The sequence below is a fragment of the Cupriavidus sp. BIC8F genome, from assembly GCF_032465815.1.
In the GTDB taxonomy this organism is placed as follows: domain Bacteria; phylum Pseudomonadota; class Gammaproteobacteria; order Burkholderiales; family Burkholderiaceae; genus Cupriavidus; species Cupriavidus necator.
Genome location: NZ_CP136095.1, coordinates 1,922,797 through 1,940,579 on the forward strand (window position 1 = coordinate 1,922,797; position 17,783 = coordinate 1,940,579).

The window sequence follows — 17,783 nt, forward strand, 5'->3', positions numbered from 1 at the left end:
GATTATCGGCGGGACCGGCGCAGCCAGCCTCGTCATGCCCGCATTCTGTCGTGCCTCAACATAACAATCCAATCAAAGAGCGGCATTGCTTCATAACCTTAAGGTTAGATAGACTGGCGGGCATGGTCCAGATCGATCGCGCGCTGCGCTCCAATATCAAGCTGCGCCACCTGCAACTGCTGGTGGCGCTGGATGAGTTCCGCCACCTCGGCCGCACGGCGGAGTTCCTGTCCGTGAGCCAGCCGGCGGTGTCCAAGGTGCTCACCGAAGTCGAAAAGATGCTGGGTCTGTCGCTGTTTACGCGCTCCACCCGCGGCACCGAGCCCACCCCCGCCGGTGAATCGCTGGTGCGCTTTGCGCGCTCGGTGCTGGCCCAGTACGAGCAGACCCGCGACGAGATCGCCGCGGTGCAGAGCGGCGCCTCCGGACGCATCCGCGTGGGCTCGATGGGCGCGGCGCTGCCGGTGCTGCTGGCGCAGGCTGTGGGAACGCTCAAGGAGCGCCACGCGCGTGCCACCGTGCTGGTGGAGGAAGGCGACCTGACCCACCTGCTGCCCAAGCTGCGGCTGCGTGAACTGGACCTGATCGTGGGCCGGTTGGAGCCGGGCTATGCCGCGCCGGACCTGCTCACCGAAGCGCTCTACGAAGAGCCCATGGTGATAGTGGTCCGGCGTGGCCACAAGCTGGCACGCAAGGCGCGCCCCGGCTGGGCCGACCTGGCCGCGATGCCGTGCGTGCTGCCGCCGCCGTGGGCATCGCTGCGCGTGAAGATCGAACAAGCGTTCTATCGCCACGGCCTGCACCCGCCGCAGGATGTCATCGAGACCTCGTCCTACCTGGCCCAGGCCACCTTTGTCGGCCAGCGCGGGGCGGCCGGCTTCATGGCCGAGTCGGTCGCCTTGTCGCTGCAGGAGGAAGGCAGGCTGCAAGTGCTGAAGATGGAGGTGCCGGTCGACCTGCCGCCGGTGGGCATCATCACGCTGCGCGAGCGCGCACCGTCGATCGGCACCGACCAACTGGTGGCGTGCCTGCGGGAAGCCGCTGCGGCGCGCGCCTAGCGTCCTCGGCGCGCCCAGCCGGTTGTTATCCAGGTAGATATGATGAACTCCTCGAGCTTGCCGAGGAGTTTGGCTCATCGGGACTAGCCTCGGCAGCCAGACCCCAGCTTAGGCTTTCCAGCCGACGCAACGCTGGAGGGGCAGCCCAGTGCATGAAGGGATGGCGCTCGCTGAGTGTGCACGCGAGTTAAAGAATGACGTCAAGACCGCGGGCAAGAAGACTGGCCACCAACGCGCCCGCCTGGCGCTTCCTTCGTATGCTGTCATATTGCAATCCCACACACGCTGGCCTACGCTGAATTATTGACAAATAAGCAAGCGCCCGTAGCCACCGGCGGAATTACCCTCCGATCACGCCAATACATGGAGTCATCGTGAATATCATCACCAGCGCTGGCCCTCTCATTTCCCTGATCGCTGGGATCCTGATTCTTGTCATGCCGCGGCTGCTTAACTACATCGTCGCCATTTACCTTATCGTCATCGGCCTGCTCGGACTGTTTGGCGGACATCTGCGCTGATGTGGACACGGTGTCCTGCTTCGTTTTTCCACCTCCACGACAAAGGACCGACATGCGAACCCCGCATGAAATCGCCGCGCTTCTGCTGCTTGGCGATGCGCAGGATATCCATGACCCGAGCAATTGGCAGCTTACTGGTCCAAGCAATAAGCTGATGGAGTTCACCGGCCTGCATCCTGAGCAATCAAAGCGTCGCGAACAGGCATGAAGCGCAGGCTGGTAGCCGCGAGTCTGATTTGCCTCGTTGCGTGTGACCACCGGCCCGCTGATCCAGCGCGATCCGGCGCAACAGAGTCTGCCTCCTCAGCGGCGCCAGCCTCATCCGCCGAGGCACCTTCCCCTGCCGTCCTTAAGTGGAATGAGTTCAAAGCCAAGGCTGGCTTTGACGAGGCCACTCCAGAAGAACAAGGTCTTATCTGGGAAATCTACCGGGACCAGTTCCTGCCCACCATTGCGGCCGACCAAGGTGACACCGTCGATGAAATGACGCGCCGGTTCGAAGCTCAGGTGCCCCGTCCGACGCAAGGCGATGCCGGCGGCGAACGGTTCTTAGGCTCCCGCTGCACCCGGGACTGCACAGGACATGAAGCGGGCTACTACTGGGCGGCTGACAACGATATCTCCGATCCGGACGATTGCACCGGTGACTCCCAAGCCTTTGTTGAGGGCTGCCAGGAGTATGCCGAGGAGCGCCGAGAGTCCAGCAGCAACCTCGAGCATTGAGTCCTCAGGCTCACCGCATTCGTCGTCGCCGGCGTCTATAACAGTACTGAACCGCATTAAGGCGCCTGTACTCTTGCAACGCACGCGCCCTGCTCATTCTGCTGGCAGGCTTAGAGATGAAGCATGGCTAACATCGACCGTGGAGTCGCCGGTCTGGGCCTGCGCGGCTTCGGCGACGCGCCCTGGTCAGCTTGCTCTGGCATATGGCAGTCCTTAGAGTCCCGGATTCCAGGAGCCGGCCAGGAGCCAGGCGAAAGACAACCGGGGTGGTTTGCGTCGTGCACCGAGGTATAATCCACGGCCTGTGCTGGCGGAAAACCCGCCACAGCAAGCTGTATCCAGGCCGAGAGCATCGTCGGTGCGAAAACCATCCTATGACACTGAAACATGAGCACTGACAACCAACTGAAGTTCACCGTGGAGCGTCACTCCAACCCCACGCCGGCCGAACAGATCGCTGCCAGCCTGGTCGATCCCGTCTTCGGACGCGTCTTCACGGACCACATGGTGACGATCCGCTGGACCGAAGGCCGCGGCTGGCATGACGCCAAGGTGGAAGCGCGCCGTCCGTTCCAGCTCGACCCGGCCTGCGCCGTGCTGCACTACGCCCAGGAGATCTTCGAAGGCATGAAGGCCTACCGTGGCGCCGACGGAAAGATCTCGCTGTTCCGCCCCGGAGAAAATGCCAAGCGTTTCCGCGCCTCGGCCGCCCGCATGTCGATGGCCGACCTTCCGGAAGACGTGTTCCTGCAGGCCGTCGGGGCCCTGGTTGACATCGACCGGGACTGGATCCCGGGCGGTGACGGCAGCCTGTACCTGCGCCCGTTCATGTTCGCCGCGGAAAGCTTCCTGGGCGTGCGTGCGGCGGCTGAGTATATTTTCTGCGTGATCGCATGCCCGGTCGGCGCGTACTTCAAGGGCGGAAAGTCGGCGGTGACGGTCTGGGTGTCTGACCAGTACACGCGCGCCGCCTCTGGCGGCACGGGCGCAGCCAAGTGCGGCGGCAACTATGCCGCCAGCCTGATCGCCCAGACCGAGGCGTCGGCAAATGGCTGCGACCAGGTCGTATTCCTCGACGCCGCGGAGCATCGCTGGATCGAGGAACTGGGCGGGATGAACGTGTTCTTCGTGATGGACGACGGCTCGCTGCTGACGCCGCCGCTGGCCGGCACCATCCTGCCGGGCATCACGCGCGCGTCGATCATCCAGCTGGCGCGGCATGAGGGCATGACGGTGACCGAGGCCCCCTACGCGTTCGAGGCCTGGCGTGCCGATGCCGCCAGCGGCCGCGTCAGGGAAACCTTTGCCTGCGGCACGGCTGCGGTAGTCACCGCGATCGGCCAGGTGCGCCATGCCGGTGGCGAGTTCACCATCGGCAACGGCGCCGAACGCGACGTTACGCAGCGCCTGCGCACCCTGCTGACCGGCATCCAGCGCGGCAAGGTGGCGGACTCGTTCGGGTGGGTGCACCACATCGCCTGAGACCCGCTGGCTCCCGGCAGCAGGCTACAGCAGTTCCGGCAACGATGACGCCAGCAGCGCCACGCCTGATGCCGTCAGCAGGATCAGCACGATCTTGCGGAACGTGGCCTCGCTGATGCCGAGGTAGAGCCGCGTGCCCAGCAGCGTGGGCACCAGCATCGCGGGAGCCACCACCAGGAACATCGGCAGCATCTCACGCGTGACGATGCCCTCGCCCACATAGGCGGCCATCGTCATGGCCAGGGTGGCGAGGTTGAAGTTCTGGATCACGGCGCGCTGCTCGTCCTTGTCAAAGCCGCGCAGCGTGCACCACAGCGTGGGGATCACGCCGGTAAAGCCGCCGATGCCGCCCATCACGCCGCCGGCCGCGCCGGCCACGCCATCGGCCACGCGCCCGCCCACGCCGATATGCGGCAGCCGGCGCGCCATCAGCATCACCGGGCACCACAGCGTCAGGAAGGCGCCGAGCACGGCCTTGAACCACTGCGCATCGAGCACCGGCAGGATCGCCACGCCCAGCGGAATGCCAATCATGCCGCCGGCCACGAACGGCCACAGGCGCCGCCACGACAGCCCGCGGCGTACCGACGCTGCCGCCAGCAGCTGGCCGGTGAGCGCGCCGAACACGGTCATGGCCGCGGCCAGCCGCGGCTCGATCGCCCAGGCCCAGAACGACATTGCCACCATGCCGAAGGCAAAGCCCGACAGCCCCTGGACAAAGCCGGCAACGGCGGCGCCGGCGATCACGATCAGCAAGGTGGAATCCATGGCGGGCGGGGCCGCGTCAGGCAGTGGCGGACGCGATGTTCAAAGGCTTCTGGGAAGCGCATGACTATGCACTTCTTTATCCTCCTTGTCAGCCGCTGCCTCTGCTGCGCCGCGCAAAACTGATACGATAATTTTTCAATGAGGTGATGCTGTTCTGTTCATCCCGGCTCCGTTAGCATGGTCGCCATCAACAAGGGCACCGGGCCGCGTGAAGCGGCGCCGGCGGCACCGGGTGCGGCGATATGTCACCCGTACGCCGCCGGCAGCAACAGTGCCGTTTGCTAAGCGCGCGGCGTACACTACGCTTTACCGCACGCGCCTACGGCCCGCGCCCCGGCGCGCCCTGCCGACCAGCCCGGCCTGCCAGACGGCAGTGCCGCGCCCGTCACAGGCGTGCGCCAGGCCAGCGCCACGGAGAACAACATGTTTGGTTTGACCGCCCTAGACCTCGCCCGCACGCAGTTTGCGTTCACGATTTCCTTCCACATCATTTTCCCGGCGATCACCATCGGCCTGGCCGCCTACCTGGCAGTGCTGGAAGGCTGCTGGCTGCGCACGCAGCGCACGCATTACCGCGACCTCTACCACTTCTGGTCCAAGATCTTTGCCGTCAATTTCGGCATGGGGGTGGTGTCCGGGCTGGTGATGGCCTACCAGTTCGGCACCAACTGGAGCTTCTTCTCGGAGTTCGCGGGCAGCATCACCGGGCCATTGCTGACCTATGAGGTGCTGACCGCCTTCTTCCTGGAGGCGGGCTTCCTGGGCGTGATGCTGTTCGGCTGGAACCGCGTCGGGCCGGGGCTGCATTTCCTTGCCACGGTGATGGTGGCGCTCGGCACGCTGATCTCCGCCACCTGGATCCTGGCATCCAACAGCTGGATGCAGACGCCGGCGGGCTTCGAGATCATCAACGGCCGCGTGGTGCCGACCAACTGGTTCGAAGTCATTTTCAACCCGTCGTTCCCCTACCGCCTGGCGCATATGAGCGTGGCGGCGTTCCTGGCCACGGCGCTGTTCGTCGGCGCGTCCGCTGCCTGGCACCTGCTGCGCGGGCGCGACAACCCCGCCATCCGCAAGATGCTGTCGATGGCGATGTGGATGCTGCTGATCGTCGCGCCGATCCAGGCCGTGATCGGCGACATGCACGGCCTGAACACACTCAAGCACCAGCCCGCCAAGATCGCCGCGCTGGAAGGCCACTGGGAGAACAAGGGCAATGAAGGCCTGCCGCTGCTGCTGTTCGGCTGGCCCGACATGGCGCGCGAAGAGACACGCTTCGCGGTCGAGGTGCCGCGCCTGGGCAGCCTGATCCTGACCCATACCTGGGACGGGCAGATCAAGGGCCTGAAGGAGTTCGCGCCGCAGGACCGGCCCAATTCCACCATTCTGTTCTGGTCGTTCCGCGTGATGGTGGGGCTGGGGCTGCTGATGATCCTGCTGGGCGTGTGGAGCCTGCTGCTGCGCAGGGGCGAGCGCATGTACCGCTCGCGCGGCTTCCTGCATATGGCGCTGTGGATGGGGCCCACCGGCCTGATCGCCATCCTGGCCGGCTGGTTCACCACCGAGGTCGGGCGCCAGCCGTGGGTGGTCTACGGGCTGCAGCGCACCGCCGACGCGGTGTCGCCGCACGGCGTGCCCGAGCTGGCGGCGACGCTGGCGATCTTCGTGGTGGCGTACTTCTTCGTGTTCGGCGTGGGCATCGCCTATATGATGCGGCTGGTACGCAAGGGTCCGGCGCTGGAAGAAACCAAGCCGGAAGGCGGCCCCGGACGCGAGCATACGCCGGCACGGCCATTGTCAGCGGTGGATGACGACGAAGCGCTCGCCCCCGCCACCACTGCACGCACCCGGAGCTGACACCATGGGCATCGACCTCTCGCTTCTCTGGATTGTCATCATCTTTTTCGGCGTGATGATGTACGTGGTGATGGACGGCTTCGACCTGGGCATCGGCATGCTTTACCCGTTCGTGCCGGACCGGCATGACCGCGATGTCATGATGAACACGGTGGCGCCGGTCTGGGACGGCAACGAGACCTGGCTGGTGCTGGGCGGCGCCGGGCTGCTGGCGGCATTCCCGCTGGCGTATTCGGTGGTGCTGAGCGCGCTCTACCTGCCGCTGATGCTGATGCTGCTGGGCCTGATCTTCCGCGGCGTGGCGTTCGAGTTCCGCTTCAAGGCCAACGACCGCGAACGCCCGGTGTGGGACGCCTCCTTCATCCTGGGCTCGGCCACGGCCACGTTCTTCCAGGGCGTTGCGCTGGGCGCCTATATCGACGGCATCAAGCTGGAGGGCCACCGCTTTGCCGGCGGCCCACTGGACTGGCTCACGCCCTTCCCGCTGTTCTGCGGCGTGGGCCTGATGGTGGCCTACACGGTGCTGGGCAGCACCTGGCTGATCATGAAGACCGAGGGCAACTTGCAGCAGCGCATGATCAAGCTGACCGGCACGCTGGCGTGGCTGCTGCTGGCGGTGATCGCCGTGATCAGCCTGTGGACGCCGCTGACGCATCCCGAAATTGCCGAGCGCTGGTTCAGCCTGCCCAACCTGTTCTGGTTCTCGCCGGTGCCGATCCTGGTGGCGCTGTGCATGTTCATGCTGATGCGCGCGCTGCGTCACGAGCCCGATATCTCGCCGTTCATGTACGCGCTGGGGCTGGTGTTCCTGGGCTACAGCGGGCTGGCGATCAGCGTCTGGCCCAATATCATCCCGCCGGGAATCTCGATCTGGGACGCCGCCGCACCGCCGCAAAGCCAGGGCTTTGCGCTGGTGGGGGCGCTGTTCATCATTCCCTTCATCCTGATGTACACGGTGTGGGCCTACTACGTGTTCCGCGGCAAGGTGCGCCACGGCGAGGGCTACCACTGATGGAAACGGATGCACAGCGCCAGAGGACAGGGACGGGCGGCGGCATCTGGCTGCGCCGCATCGGCTGGCTGGTGCTGATCTGGGCCGCCAGCGTGGCGGCACTGGGCGTGGCCGCGTGGGTGCTGCGGATCATCATGCAGGGCGTCGGCTTGCGCAGCTGACGCCCCATGCTCCGGTCAGTTGACCTCAGAGCTGGACCGAGGCCTCGCCGATGCCATCGAACTCCGCAGTCACCAGGTCGCCAGCCGATGCATCCAGGATGCCGACCCAGGTGCCGGTAGTGACGACCGTGCCGGCCTCTACGCGTCGCCCGTCGCGCGTGGCGTGGCGCAGCCAGGCGACCAGCCCATAGGCCGGATCGCCCAGCGCGTGGGTGCCGCGGCGCTCGGTCGTTTGCGTGCCGATCCGCACCCGGCAATGCTGTGCCGCCCAGTCCCGCGCCGCATAGTCACGCCATTCGCCAAGCACCAGGGCGCCGTGGGACTGCAGGTCGGCCAGCTTCAGCAGCGCGGGCGTGGCGAGATACTGCCGCCAGCGCGAATCGACGACTTCAATCGACACCGCCATCGCATCGACCAGCCCGGCCGCGCCGGCGTAGTCGAGGGCGGCAGCCTGCGCGGCGTCAACGCCCTGCCCCAGCCGCAACGCAATCTCCGCCTCGATGCCGCGCCATGAGAAAGGCCAGTCGCCGGCATGCGCGGGGCTGGTCCAGACCCCGGCCGGCGGCAGTTGGGCATGCGTCAGCACCGCCTCGCGCGAGGCGCCGCCGGATTTCCAGTAGCCGGCGCCTGACACTTGCCAGCCAAGCGCGCGGGCCACGGCCGACTGTACGGCGTAGGCCTGTTCCGCATTCTCAAGCACGGTGGCAAATTGCCCTGCATCGGCGCAGCCCTGTTCGCTACGCGCGCTGAGCAGGGCCTGCGCGACCCGATCGATATTGGAAGATGTCATGCCTTGGGTATTTCCTTGAATGAGGGATGAATATTGCCTGGCATCCCGCTCCCGGCAAGCGCGCGCAGCACGCTGCCGGGGGCGGGCCGGTCTCAGGAACCGCTGGCTCCGGCCGCGGTGCCACTGACCGCAGGCCCGGCTTCGTCGTTGTCGTCGGCGGCGGTCTCGCCCATGGCGCGGCCGAAGGTTTCCGGCGCGAACTGCACGGCCAGCGCAAACACTGCGTACATCGCCGCGAGCATGCTGAACATGCCGCCAACGCCGTAGGTTTCGAACACGCGCCCGCTGACCAGCGGCGTCAGCGCCCCGGCCAGGGTGCCGAGCGCCAGGATCAGCGAGGTGCCGAACGCGCGCACGTGGGTGGGATACTGCTCCGGCGCGAAGATCCAGATCGACGTGTTCAGCAACACCACGCAGAACGTGAAGGCCGCGCCAAACAGCAGCACCAGGCCCACGTTATACGTCAGGAAGCCGAAGCACAACCCGGCTGCGCAGGCCAGCCCCGCGCCTATCGTCAGCACCCGCTTGCGCGGAAAGTGATAGCCGCAGTACGACGCCGCGAGCGCGCCGAACAGGCTGCCGCTCTGCATCACCATGGTGAAGAGAAAGCTCTTGGAGATGGTGTAGCCCTGCGACATCAGGATGGTCGGCATCAGCGTCAGCACCGAGATCTGCGCGCCGTACGTCATGGACACCGCAATCCCCAGCGCGATCGTGCGCCGTCCCAGGCGGCCCTTGAAGATGTCGCTCAGGCGCACCCTGGTGCGCGGCGCCTCGTCCTGGAGCGCGGCCTTGATATAGGGCGTCGGCTCGCCGTCGAGCTTGCCCAGGCGCCCGGATGCGAGCACCGACAGCACCCGGTTGGCCTCGTCCACGCGCCCCTTGGACAGCAGGAAGCGCGGCGTCTCCGGAATAAAGCGCCGGTAGAACACGACGAAGAATGCCGGCAGCACCAGGCAGGCAAACAGCCAGCGCCAGCTGTCCGGACCCGGGAACATGGCGAATACCGCCAGGCCGAAGGCCGGCGCCAGCATATTGCCCAGGCCGCCGCTGCCCACGCTGACCAGGCCCACCGCGGTACCGCGGAAGCGCGTCGAGCACAGCTCGGCCAGCATGGTCACGGCGATCGAGATTTCCCCGCCCAGGCCGATGCCGACGATAAAGCGGCCCGCCGCCAGCACACCATAGTTCGGTGCCAGCGCGCAGATGATGGCGCCCAGCGTGAACAGCAGCAGGTTGGCGCTCAGCATCGTGCGCCTGCCGTAGCGGTCCGCGATATAGCCGGAGCCGATGCGTCCCAGCGCGGCGGCACTGAAGGTCAGCGTATTGAGAAAGCCGATCTCCGCCACCGAGATACCCCACTGCTCGCGCAGCATGGGGCCGATCAGGCCGACGGCGTTCTGTTCGAAGACATCGAACATCACCCCGAGCATGATCATGAAGATGATCTTCTTGTGCGATGCCGTTACCCCGATGCCATCCATGGCCCGGTCGAGCTCATGCTGCTGTGGGGAATTCGGCGATTGAACTACAGTTTCTGCGCCCATCTTTGTCTCCTCCTCGTTTCGAGGTTGCCGCGCTATGTCCGCGACCTTGTCGCCGCCGTGTCCGGGGCGTTTGTAGAGCAGCGATAAAACTTCGTTCCGGCGCGCGCCTATTCCAGCGCGGGCGTCGAGTGCGGCGGCCGGCGGGCCCGCAAGGCCTGCTCGGCCGCATAGGCCAGCCGTATCAGCACGGGTTCGGTGAAAGGCAGGCCAAAGAACTCCAGCCCGACCGGCACACCCAGGGGGGCATTGCCGTCCGGCGCCGAAAATCCGGCCGGAATCACGATGGCCGGAAAGCCGGTGGCCGACGCGAGCACGCCATTGCGCTCTGCCTGGGTCTCGCCGACCGGCACCACCAGGCGCCGCTGGTGCGGAAATGCCAGCGCGTCAAGCCGATGCCGCGCCATCAGGTCCTGCAGCCGCTGGCGCAATGCCTGCTGGCGCTGCAGGCGTTCGCGGTACTCCCCTTCCCGCCCGCTCAGCGCTGCCGCGGTGGCGAGGGTTCCCGCCACGCTTGGATGGACAGAACCGGCAGTGATGATGTCCTGCATCGATCGCACCGGGACGCCGGGGGGCAGCCCCGCCAGGTAGGCATCGAGATCGCGCTCCATCTCGTAGTGGTGCACAAGCGTGGACGCGAGCAGCTCGTCCGGGCCGATGGCGTCGTCAAGGGCGACCAGCTCGGCGCCTTGTGCCGCGATGGTGGCCAGCGCTGCCTGCATCACGGTGTTGACGGGACGGTGCACATCCTGGTCGCCGAAGAAATGGCGCAGCACGCCGATGCGCGCGCCCCTGAGTCCGTCGCGGTCAAGGCTTGCGGCATAGCTCGCCGGGATGTGGGGCGCGCCCTGGCTGGTGACCGGGTCGGCCGGGTCATAGCCGGCGATGACATCGAGCAGCAGCGCCGTATCGGCAACGGTGCGGGTGATCGGGCCGATGGTGTCCTGCGTCAGCCCGCAAGGGACCAGCCCGGCCCGGCTGATCAGGCCCATGGTCGGGCGCAGGCCGACCAGGTTGTTGGCCGAGGCCGGCGAGCGGATGGAATTGACCCCGTCGGTACCGATGCCAAGCAGGCCGAAGCTGGCGGCGATGCCGGCGCCGGTGCCGCCGCTGGAACCGCCGGGCGTGCGCGTCAGGTCATAGGGATTGAGGGTCTGGCCAGACAAGGTGCTGACCGTCTCGCCGCCGGAGGCAAGCTCGTGCAGGTTGGTCTTGGCCAGGACGATGGCGCCCGCCTCGCGCAGCCGGCGGATGACGAAGGCATCGCCGGTGGACAGGTTGCCGCGCAGGCAGGCGGCGCCGGCGGTAGTTTCCATGCCGCCGCATTCGATGTTGTCCTTGACCAGCACCGGGATGCCATGCAGCGGCGCCAGCGCCTGCGACGGGTTGCGCCCCGCCATGGCGTCGATGCGTCCGGCCTCTTCCAGCGCCTGCGGGTTGCGCTGCAGGATGCTGCGCAGGGCAGGACCATCCTGGTCATAGGCCGAGATGCGCGCCAGGCATGCGCTGGCCAGCTGGCGCGCCGTCAGCCTGCCGTCGCGCATCGCGGCATGCGCGCTGGCGACGGTGGCTTCCACCACGCTGAACGGCGCGTGATGGCCCGGGCCGTCCGGCACCGGTTGGTACGAGTTTGTCATGAGAGCCTTCCATGCGCCGGCAAGGGCGCGAAGTGTTTGCGAGGTGATGGGCAGGCGGGGCAGCGGCACGATGCCGCACCCCGCTTTGTCTCGCTATCGGTTGACCAGGCGGGCAGGTATTGTCCAGATGCAGAACGCACCCAGCATCAGCATCCCGGCAATCATGTAGTAAGCACTGTTGCCGCTCTGGGTCACGTCGCGCAGATAGCCGATCATGTAGCCGCTGGTAAAGCCGGCAAGGTTGCCGATCGAGTTGCTCATGGCGATGGCCGTGGCCAACGCCGCGCCGCTGAGGAAAGCCGTCGGCAGGGACCAGAACAGCGGCGTGCAGGTCAGGATGCCGGCTGCGGCGATCGACAGGAAAACCAGGGACAGCGCGGTGTTGTGCATGACCCAGGGCAACGCCAGGAAACCGATCGCGCCCATCATGCACGGGATGATCAGGTGCCAGCGCCGCTCGCGATGTTTGTCGGCGCTGCGCCCGAAGAAGTACATCGCGACAATGGCCGCCATATACGGTATCGCGCTCAGCAAGCCGATATGGAGCGGGTCGCTGACACCGGTCGACCTGATGAACGTGGGCAGCCAGAGCGTGATGCCGTACTGGCCCGTGACATAGCAGAAGCAGATCAGGCTGATCAGCCAGACGCGCGGATCGGTAAACACCTTGCCGACGCGTGCCTGCGGGTCCACCGCCTTGACGTCCTCCGACTTGGCCAGTTCAAGGACCTGCTTCTCCGCGCTGGTCAGCCATTTGGCCTTGGCAATGGAGTTGTCCAGGTAGTAGAAGCAGAAGCACCCCAGCAGCACCGCCGGCACCGCCTCGATGAAGAACATCCATTGCCAGCCGCCCAGGCCAGCCACGCCGGCCATGCTGCCCATCAGGTAGCCGGACAGCGGATTGCCGATGATGCCGGACAGCGGCGAACCCATGCAGTAGATGGCCATGATCTTGGCACGCCGGTGCGACGGGTACCAGCACGACAGGTAGTACACGATGCCTGGCGTAAAGCCGGCTTCGGCCAGCCCCAGCAGGAAGCGCAGCGTGTAGAACTGGGTTGGCGTCTGCACGAACGCAAAGCACGCGGAGAGTATCCCCCACGTGATCATGATCCGGCCGATCCACACCTTGGCGCCAAACTTGTGCAATGCCAGGTTGCTCGGCACCTCGAACAGGAAGTAGCCGATAAAGAAAATCCCGGCTCCCAGCCCGTAGACGGTTTCGCTGAAGCCCAGTTGCTGCGACATCTGGAGCTTGGCAAAACCTACGTTGACACGATCGAGATAAGCGATCAGGAAGCAGACCATCAGGAATGGCACCAGCCTCCAGCTCACCTTGCGATAGGTCGCATCCTCGAACGTCCTGATCTTTTCTCCCGCCTGCAGGGTTGTATCCACAGCGTCTCCTCTGTTTTTTGTCAGGTACGGCAGTGCTGCGCTGATCCGTTGCGATCAGTCCGGCGGGGGCGTTGCGCACGCGCGGCGCCCGCCCCCGTCTCGGATGGCAGTGGCTCTCGTCAGGCGGCAGCCTTGAGCGACAGCGGCGTGGCGTGCGCGGCGAGATAGTCCATCGCGGCAACGGTGCCGCTGCCCGCGAGCGGAACGCCCGAGATCTTCAGGCCCATCTCGCAGCCGGCCAGCGTGGCCATCAGCGTGAGGTCGTTGCAGTCGCCCAGATGGCCGATGCGGAACATGCGGCCCTTGACCTTGCCCAGGCCGGCGCCGAGCGACATGTTGAAGCGGTCATAGATGTTCCTGCGCACCAAGTCCGCGTCGATCCCCTCGGGCATCATCACGCCGGTCAGCACCGGGCTGTAGACGGCGGGGTCCGCGCACTGGATCTCCAGGCCCCAGGCCTTGACCGCGCGGCGGCAGGCTTCGGCCAGGCGCTGGTGGCGGGCGAAGACGTTGTCCAGCCCTTCCTCAAGGATCATGTCGAGGGCTTCGGACAGGCCATAGAGCAGGTTCGTGCTGGGGGTATAGGGCCAGTAGCCGGTCCGGTTCATCTCGATGATTTCATCCCAGCCCCAGAAGCTGCGCGGCAGCCGGGCCGTGCGGGAGGCTTCGATGGCCTTGGGCGACACCGCATTGAAGCTGATGCCAGGCGGCAGCATCAGGCCCTTCTGCGAGCCGGACACGGTCACGTCAACGCCCCACTCGTCATGCCGGTAATCGGCGGAGGCCAGCCCGGAAATGGTGTCGACCAGCAGCAGCGCCGGGTGTCCGGCCGCATCGATGGCACGGCGCACGGCGGCGATATCCGAGGTCACGCCGGTCGAGGTCTCGTTGTGCACCACGCACACTGCCTTGATCGCATGCGCGCTGTCGGCACGCAGGCGGGCCTCGATCATGTCGGCCTGCACCCCGTGGCGCCAGCCCTCCACGCCCGGCAGGCCGAGGAACTCGGGCTTGATGCCCAGGTTCTCGGCCATCTTCTTCCACAGCGTGGCGAAGTGGCCGGTCTCGAACATCAGCACCGTGTCGCCAGGGCTCAGCGTGTTCGACAGCGCCGCTTCCCAGGCCCCCGTGCCCGAAGCCGGATAGATCACCACCGGCTGCTCGGTCTTGAAGATCTTCCTGATGCCGTCCAGCACCTTGAGGCCCAGCGCGCCGAATTCCGGGCCGCGATGGTCGATGGTCGGATAGCTGATGGCGCGCAGGATGCGATCGGGAACCGGGCTCGGTCCGGGGATCTGCAGGAAGTGGCGGCCGGCGGGATGGAAGTTGAGATTCAGCATTTGACTCCTCCTGTTGAGTTTTGAATGCAAAATACTTTATCAGAGGAGCGACGGAAAAACAGGGTAGATTGCGCGCAAATTCTCTAGCGTTTACCCCACAGTACAAGGGTTTACCTGCGTTTTTGAGTTCCAGTTAAGAGTCTGCTAAAATTGAACACAATCACGCGATAGGAATTTTGAATGCAAATGGTCGCCACTTCCGGCACGGATTCGCCGGCCCCGGTACTGCCCAGGCTCGAACGGCAACGCTTGCACGACACCGTGGTGGCCCACCTGCGCACGTTCATTGTCGAGGGCGCCCTGGAACCGGGCAGGAAGCTCAATGAGCGCGAACTGTGCGAGACCCTGGGCATCTCCCGCACGCCCCTGCGCGAGGCCCTGAAGGTGCTGGCAGCAGAGGGGCTGATCGATATCTCGCCCAACCGCGGGGCGACCGTATCGCGCCTGTCCGGGGCGGAGATCCAGGACACGTTTGAGCTGATGAGCGGGCTGGAAGCCTTTTCCGGCGAACTGGCCTGCGAACGCATCACGGCCGTCGAACTGGCCGAGATCAAGGCCCTGCACTATGCGATGCTGGCCTGCCGGGCAAATGACGACCTGCCCGGCTATTACCGCATCAACCACCAGATCCATGACCGCATCAACCTGGCGGCCCGCAATTCGGCGCTGCGCCAGACCTATCTGTCGGTGAACCGGCGGCTTCAGGCGCTGCGCTTCCGCTCCAACTATCAGAAGCCGAAGTGGGACAGCGCCATCCGCGACCACGAAGAGATGCTGCAGGCGCTTGAAGCGCGCGATGGCAAGCGCCTTGCCGCCATCCTGCGCCAGCACCTGCTGGACAAGCGCGACGCGGTGCTGCTGATCCAGGCAGGCGATGCCGGCGGCATGCCGCAGGCTTAGACCCGTTTCAGAATGAAGAAGGGTTCTTAGGACGCTGGCGCCACCCTTACCTCAAGAATCCGAATAGCCCCATCAGCATTCTTTGCCCCGCTGTCACCACGGTGACAACCCCGGTTCTTACTCTGCGAGCGCATTGCGGCAAACGCAATCGGCCACGCGGCACCTGCCGCCGGCACACAACAACGCAGATGAACAGGGGAATGAAAGATGGCAGGGAACAACCTTGCACCGGGCAGGCTGGCGGGGATGGCGCGCGGCCGTGTGCTGGCCGGCACCGTGATCGCCGCACTGGCAGCAACACTGGCCGGCTGCGGCGGCGGCGATGACGCCGCGCCGGCAGCCGCACCGACTGACACCACCATCAAGACCCCGCCGCCTGCCGCTGCCGGCGGCCCGCGCGTGCTGCTGGTGGGCGTGGACGGCGCCACCTATGCCCAGGTGCAGGGCGCGCTCCTGCGGCGTGAGCTGCCCAACCTGGCCCGGCTGAACCTGGTGCCCACCGCCACCGGCGGCATGCCCGGCACCATCACCGCGCAGCCGCCGCTGGACGCGCCCAGCTGGGCCACGGTGCTGACCGGCGCCTGGGCCAACCGCCACGGCATCGAAGACGACACCGGCAGCACCGCACCGCAGGCCCCCACCGTATTCCGCTACCTGCGCGCGGCCGGCAAACCCGGCCTGCAGCAAGGCGCATCCACCAGTTCGGGGGCGCTGCCGGGCCTGCTCAAGGCCGAGCAGGAAGCGGGCATGCTCGATACGCTGGTTGACTGCGCGGGGGTCGACAGCTGCGTCACGCAGAACGCCGTGCGGCAGGTGCAGTCCGGCTATGGCGTGGTGTTTGCGCAATACAGCGCGCCGGCACAGGCGGCGGAAGACGGCGGCTTCGGCAACGGCGCCTATGCCACGGCCCTCACCGGCATCGACAAGGCGCTGGGCGAGCTGCTCGGCGCCGTCGCCGCGCGCAGCCAGGGGCAGCCGGGTGAGGACTGGCTGGTGATGGTCACCACCAGTCATGGCCTGGATGCCACCGGCGCCACCACCACGGTGCCGACGGTGGAGAACCGCACCGCCTTCCTCGCCACCAACAAGACGCTCAACGGCGCACTGGCCAGACCTGGCGCAGCCGCGCCGGACACCCCGGCGGACCTGTCCGCGCTGCCGACCGAAGCCGATCTCGTCCCCACCGTGCTGGCCCACGCCGGCGTGGTGCTTGACCCGGCCACCACGCGGCTGGACGGTTCGGCGCTGACCACCGCCACCGCAGGCGTGCGCGCCATCGGCGCCAGCATCAGCCAGTACAACGATGCCATTACGCTGAGCTGGCAGAACCCGACCGAAGCCTTCGGCGTCACCCGCGTGCTGCGCGACGGCGTGCAGATCGCCTCGCTGGGACCGGAGGTGCGGCAGTTCACCGACAAGGCCTTCAACATGGCCACGGGCCTGTACCAGTTCAACTACACGCTGGTGCGCAATGACGTGCCGGTGTCGTACCTGGCGCAGATCCACTACGTCAAGCCGGTCACGCTGGCGCCGACGCTGCTCAATGGGCTGGCCACGTACTTCAGCCTCGACAGCAAGCCGCTCGCCGACGCGAAGAACGCCGCCACGCTTGGCCCGTGGGTGGCAAGCCTCGACGGCGGCACGCTCGCTGCCGACAACTTCAGCGGCCAGTCGCTGCAGCTGGACTCGCGTGTCGACAGCTACAAGCTGGCTTACAACGCTGCCGATATCACGCAAAGCCCGCAGTTCACCATCGGCTTCTGGTTCCGCACCGACTGCACCCAGGGCAACGGCACCGGCGAGCCCATCCTGTCCAACAAGAACTACATCTCGGGCGCCAACCCCGGCATTGCCGTCGCGCTGTTCGGCAGTTGCGAGATCCGTTTCAACCTCGGGAGCGGCAGCGGCAAGCGCGACGACATCAACGGCATGAAGGTGTCGGCCAACCAGTGGGCCTACCTGGCGCTGTCGGTCGATGCGGCAGCCAGGCGCTTCAGCGCCTATGTCATCGATCCGGTGCTGGGCGTGCAGAAGACCGAGAACAAGGCAATCGCCAACACCGACGTTACCAAGCTGGCCGGGCTCGGCACCGGCTGGGGCGTGAACGACGATGCCACGCACAACTACGTGGGCAACAACCCCGGCGCGCTCAAGGGCGTGATGGGCTTCAACGACCTGGCGATGTGGACGCGCGTGCTGTCGCTGGACGAGCTGAAGGCCATCACCGGCGCACGCCAGCCGCTGTCCACGCTGAATCCATAAATCCGGCCGGAACCCGTTTCGTCATGGAACGGGTTCTTCACCACCGACCCTTACCCTCCCCCGCCCGATCCCCTGCAGGAGATTGAAACCATGACTTTCCGACCTTCCACCCTGACGCGGCCGCACTGGCTCGCCGCCCTGCTGATGTGCGCAGCGCTCACCGCCTGCGGCGGCGACTCCGGCGAAAGCCCCACCGGCTCGCCCAACGCGGCACCAACCACGCCGGGTGCCCCGGGCACCGGCGGCAACCCCGGCCAGGGGAATGGCAGCGACCGGCCTGGCGAGACGCCCGCCGTGAAGCCGCAGCTGCGCTGCGCGCCCTGAAGCCGG

General features: G+C 66.2%; 17 protein-coding genes. 11 read left to right on the forward strand and 6 right to left on the reverse strand.

What is annotated here, in order from left to right; translation table 11 throughout:
* Positions 1–122: 122 nt before the first annotated feature.
* The 5 genes from RS901_RS28840 to RS901_RS28860 all read left to right on the forward strand — a co-directional run bounded on the left by RS901_RS28840 (position 123) and on the right by RS901_RS28860 (position 3,784).
* Entirely contained in the window at positions 123–1,058 is a 936-nt protein-coding gene (locus tag RS901_RS28840) for a LysR substrate-binding domain-containing protein (protein WP_316153922.1), read from the forward strand.
* Positions 1,059–1,432: 374 nt separating this feature from the next.
* Positions 1,433–1,579 carry a DUF3096 domain-containing protein gene (locus RS901_RS28845; protein ID WP_013952956.1) on the forward strand — a complete coding sequence of 49 codons (147 nt, stop codon included), beginning with the start codon at positions 1,433–1,435 and terminating at the stop codon, positions 1,577–1,579.
* Positions 1,580–1,631: 52 nt separating this feature from the next.
* The gene (locus RS901_RS28850; RefSeq protein WP_316153923.1) at positions 1,632–1,787 is read left to right on the forward strand and encodes a hypothetical protein; all 156 of its coding nucleotides are present in this window, start codon (positions 1,632–1,634) and stop codon (positions 1,785–1,787) included.
* The gene (locus RS901_RS28855) at positions 1,784–2,302 is read left to right on the forward strand and encodes a hypothetical protein (RefSeq protein ID WP_316153924.1); all 519 of its coding nucleotides are present in this window, start codon (positions 1,784–1,786) and stop codon (positions 2,300–2,302) included. The genes RS901_RS28850 and RS901_RS28855 overlap by 4 nt, the downstream gene beginning before the upstream one ends.
* Positions 2,303–2,689: 387 nt before the next feature.
* Positions 2,690–3,784, forward strand: coding sequence for a branched-chain amino acid aminotransferase (locus tag RS901_RS28860; protein ID WP_316153925.1), 1,095 nt, complete (start codon positions 2,690–2,692; stop codon positions 3,782–3,784).
* Between the two features lie 24 nt (positions 3,785–3,808).
* Here RS901_RS28860 and RS901_RS28865 read toward each other — a convergent pair whose 3' ends face one another.
* Positions 3,809–4,552 carry a sulfite exporter TauE/SafE family protein gene (locus RS901_RS28865; RefSeq protein WP_316153926.1) on the reverse strand — a complete coding sequence of 248 codons (744 nt, stop codon included), beginning with the start codon at positions 4,550–4,552 and terminating at the stop codon, positions 3,809–3,811.
* A gap of 423 nt (positions 4,553–4,975) precedes the next feature.
* On the opposite strand from RS901_RS28865, the gene RS901_RS28870 reads away from it, so the two are divergent.
* From RS901_RS28870 to RS901_RS28880, 3 genes are read left to right on the forward strand one after another with little or no spacing between them, the layout of a single operon-like run.
* Complete coding sequence (locus RS901_RS28870; protein WP_316153928.1) at positions 4,976–6,409, forward strand: cytochrome ubiquinol oxidase subunit I; 1,434 nt, start codon at positions 4,976–4,978, stop codon at positions 6,407–6,409.
* 4 nt (positions 6,410–6,413) lie between these two features.
* Positions 6,414–7,421 carry a cytochrome d ubiquinol oxidase subunit II gene (cydB, locus tag RS901_RS28875; RefSeq protein WP_316153929.1) on the forward strand — a complete coding sequence of 336 codons (1,008 nt, stop codon included), beginning with the start codon at positions 6,414–6,416 and terminating at the stop codon, positions 7,419–7,421.
* A complete protein-coding gene (locus RS901_RS28880) occupies positions 7,421–7,582 on the forward strand; it encodes a DUF2474 domain-containing protein (RefSeq protein ID WP_316153930.1) in 162 nt (53 codons plus the stop codon). Before cydB ends, RS901_RS28880 begins: the two co-directional genes overlap by 1 nt.
* Before the next feature lie 25 nt (positions 7,583–7,607).
* On the opposite strand, the gene RS901_RS28885 is transcribed toward RS901_RS28880, so the two are convergent.
* The 5 genes from RS901_RS28885 to RS901_RS28905 form a co-directional block, all read right to left on the reverse strand.
* The gene (locus tag RS901_RS28885) at positions 7,608–8,372 is read right to left on the reverse strand and encodes a fumarylacetoacetate hydrolase family protein (protein ID WP_316153931.1); all 765 of its coding nucleotides are present in this window, start codon (positions 8,370–8,372) and stop codon (positions 7,608–7,610) included.
* 92 nt (positions 8,373–8,464) lie between these two features.
* A complete protein-coding gene (locus tag RS901_RS28890; RefSeq protein WP_316153932.1) occupies positions 8,465–9,919 on the reverse strand; it encodes an MFS transporter in 1,455 nt (484 codons plus the stop codon).
* 107 nt (positions 9,920–10,026) lie between these two features.
* The gene (locus RS901_RS28895) at positions 10,027–11,553 is read right to left on the reverse strand and encodes an amidase family protein (RefSeq protein ID WP_316153933.1); all 1,527 of its coding nucleotides are present in this window, start codon (positions 11,551–11,553) and stop codon (positions 10,027–10,029) included.
* A 93-nt stretch (positions 11,554–11,646) separates the two neighbouring features.
* Positions 11,647–12,951 (reverse strand): MFS transporter, encoded by a 1,305-nt coding sequence (locus RS901_RS28900; RefSeq protein WP_316153934.1) that lies wholly within the window; start codon positions 12,949–12,951, stop codon positions 11,647–11,649.
* Between the two features lie 119 nt (positions 12,952–13,070).
* Entirely contained in the window at positions 13,071–14,291 is a 1,221-nt protein-coding gene (locus RS901_RS28905) for a pyridoxal-phosphate-dependent aminotransferase family protein (protein ID WP_316153935.1), read from the reverse strand.
* 180 nt (positions 14,292–14,471) lie between these two features.
* Here RS901_RS28905 and RS901_RS28910 point away from each other — a divergent pair, with 180 nt between their 5' ends.
* The 3 genes from RS901_RS28910 to RS901_RS28920 all read left to right on the forward strand — a co-directional run bounded on the left by RS901_RS28910 (position 14,472) and on the right by RS901_RS28920 (position 17,777).
* Positions 14,472–15,191: a GntR family transcriptional regulator gene (locus tag RS901_RS28910; protein WP_316153936.1), complete on the forward strand. Its 720-nt coding sequence runs from the start codon at positions 14,472–14,474 to the stop codon at positions 15,189–15,191.
* 207 nt (positions 15,192–15,398) lie between these two features.
* Complete coding sequence (locus RS901_RS28915; protein WP_316153937.1) at positions 15,399–17,453, forward strand: LamG-like jellyroll fold domain-containing protein; 2,055 nt, start codon at positions 15,399–15,401, stop codon at positions 17,451–17,453.
* 90 nt (positions 17,454–17,543) lie between these two features.
* The gene (locus RS901_RS28920; RefSeq protein WP_316153938.1) at positions 17,544–17,777 is read left to right on the forward strand and encodes a hypothetical protein; all 234 of its coding nucleotides are present in this window, start codon (positions 17,544–17,546) and stop codon (positions 17,775–17,777) included.
* The last annotated feature ends 6 nt before the right edge of the window (positions 17,778–17,783 follow it).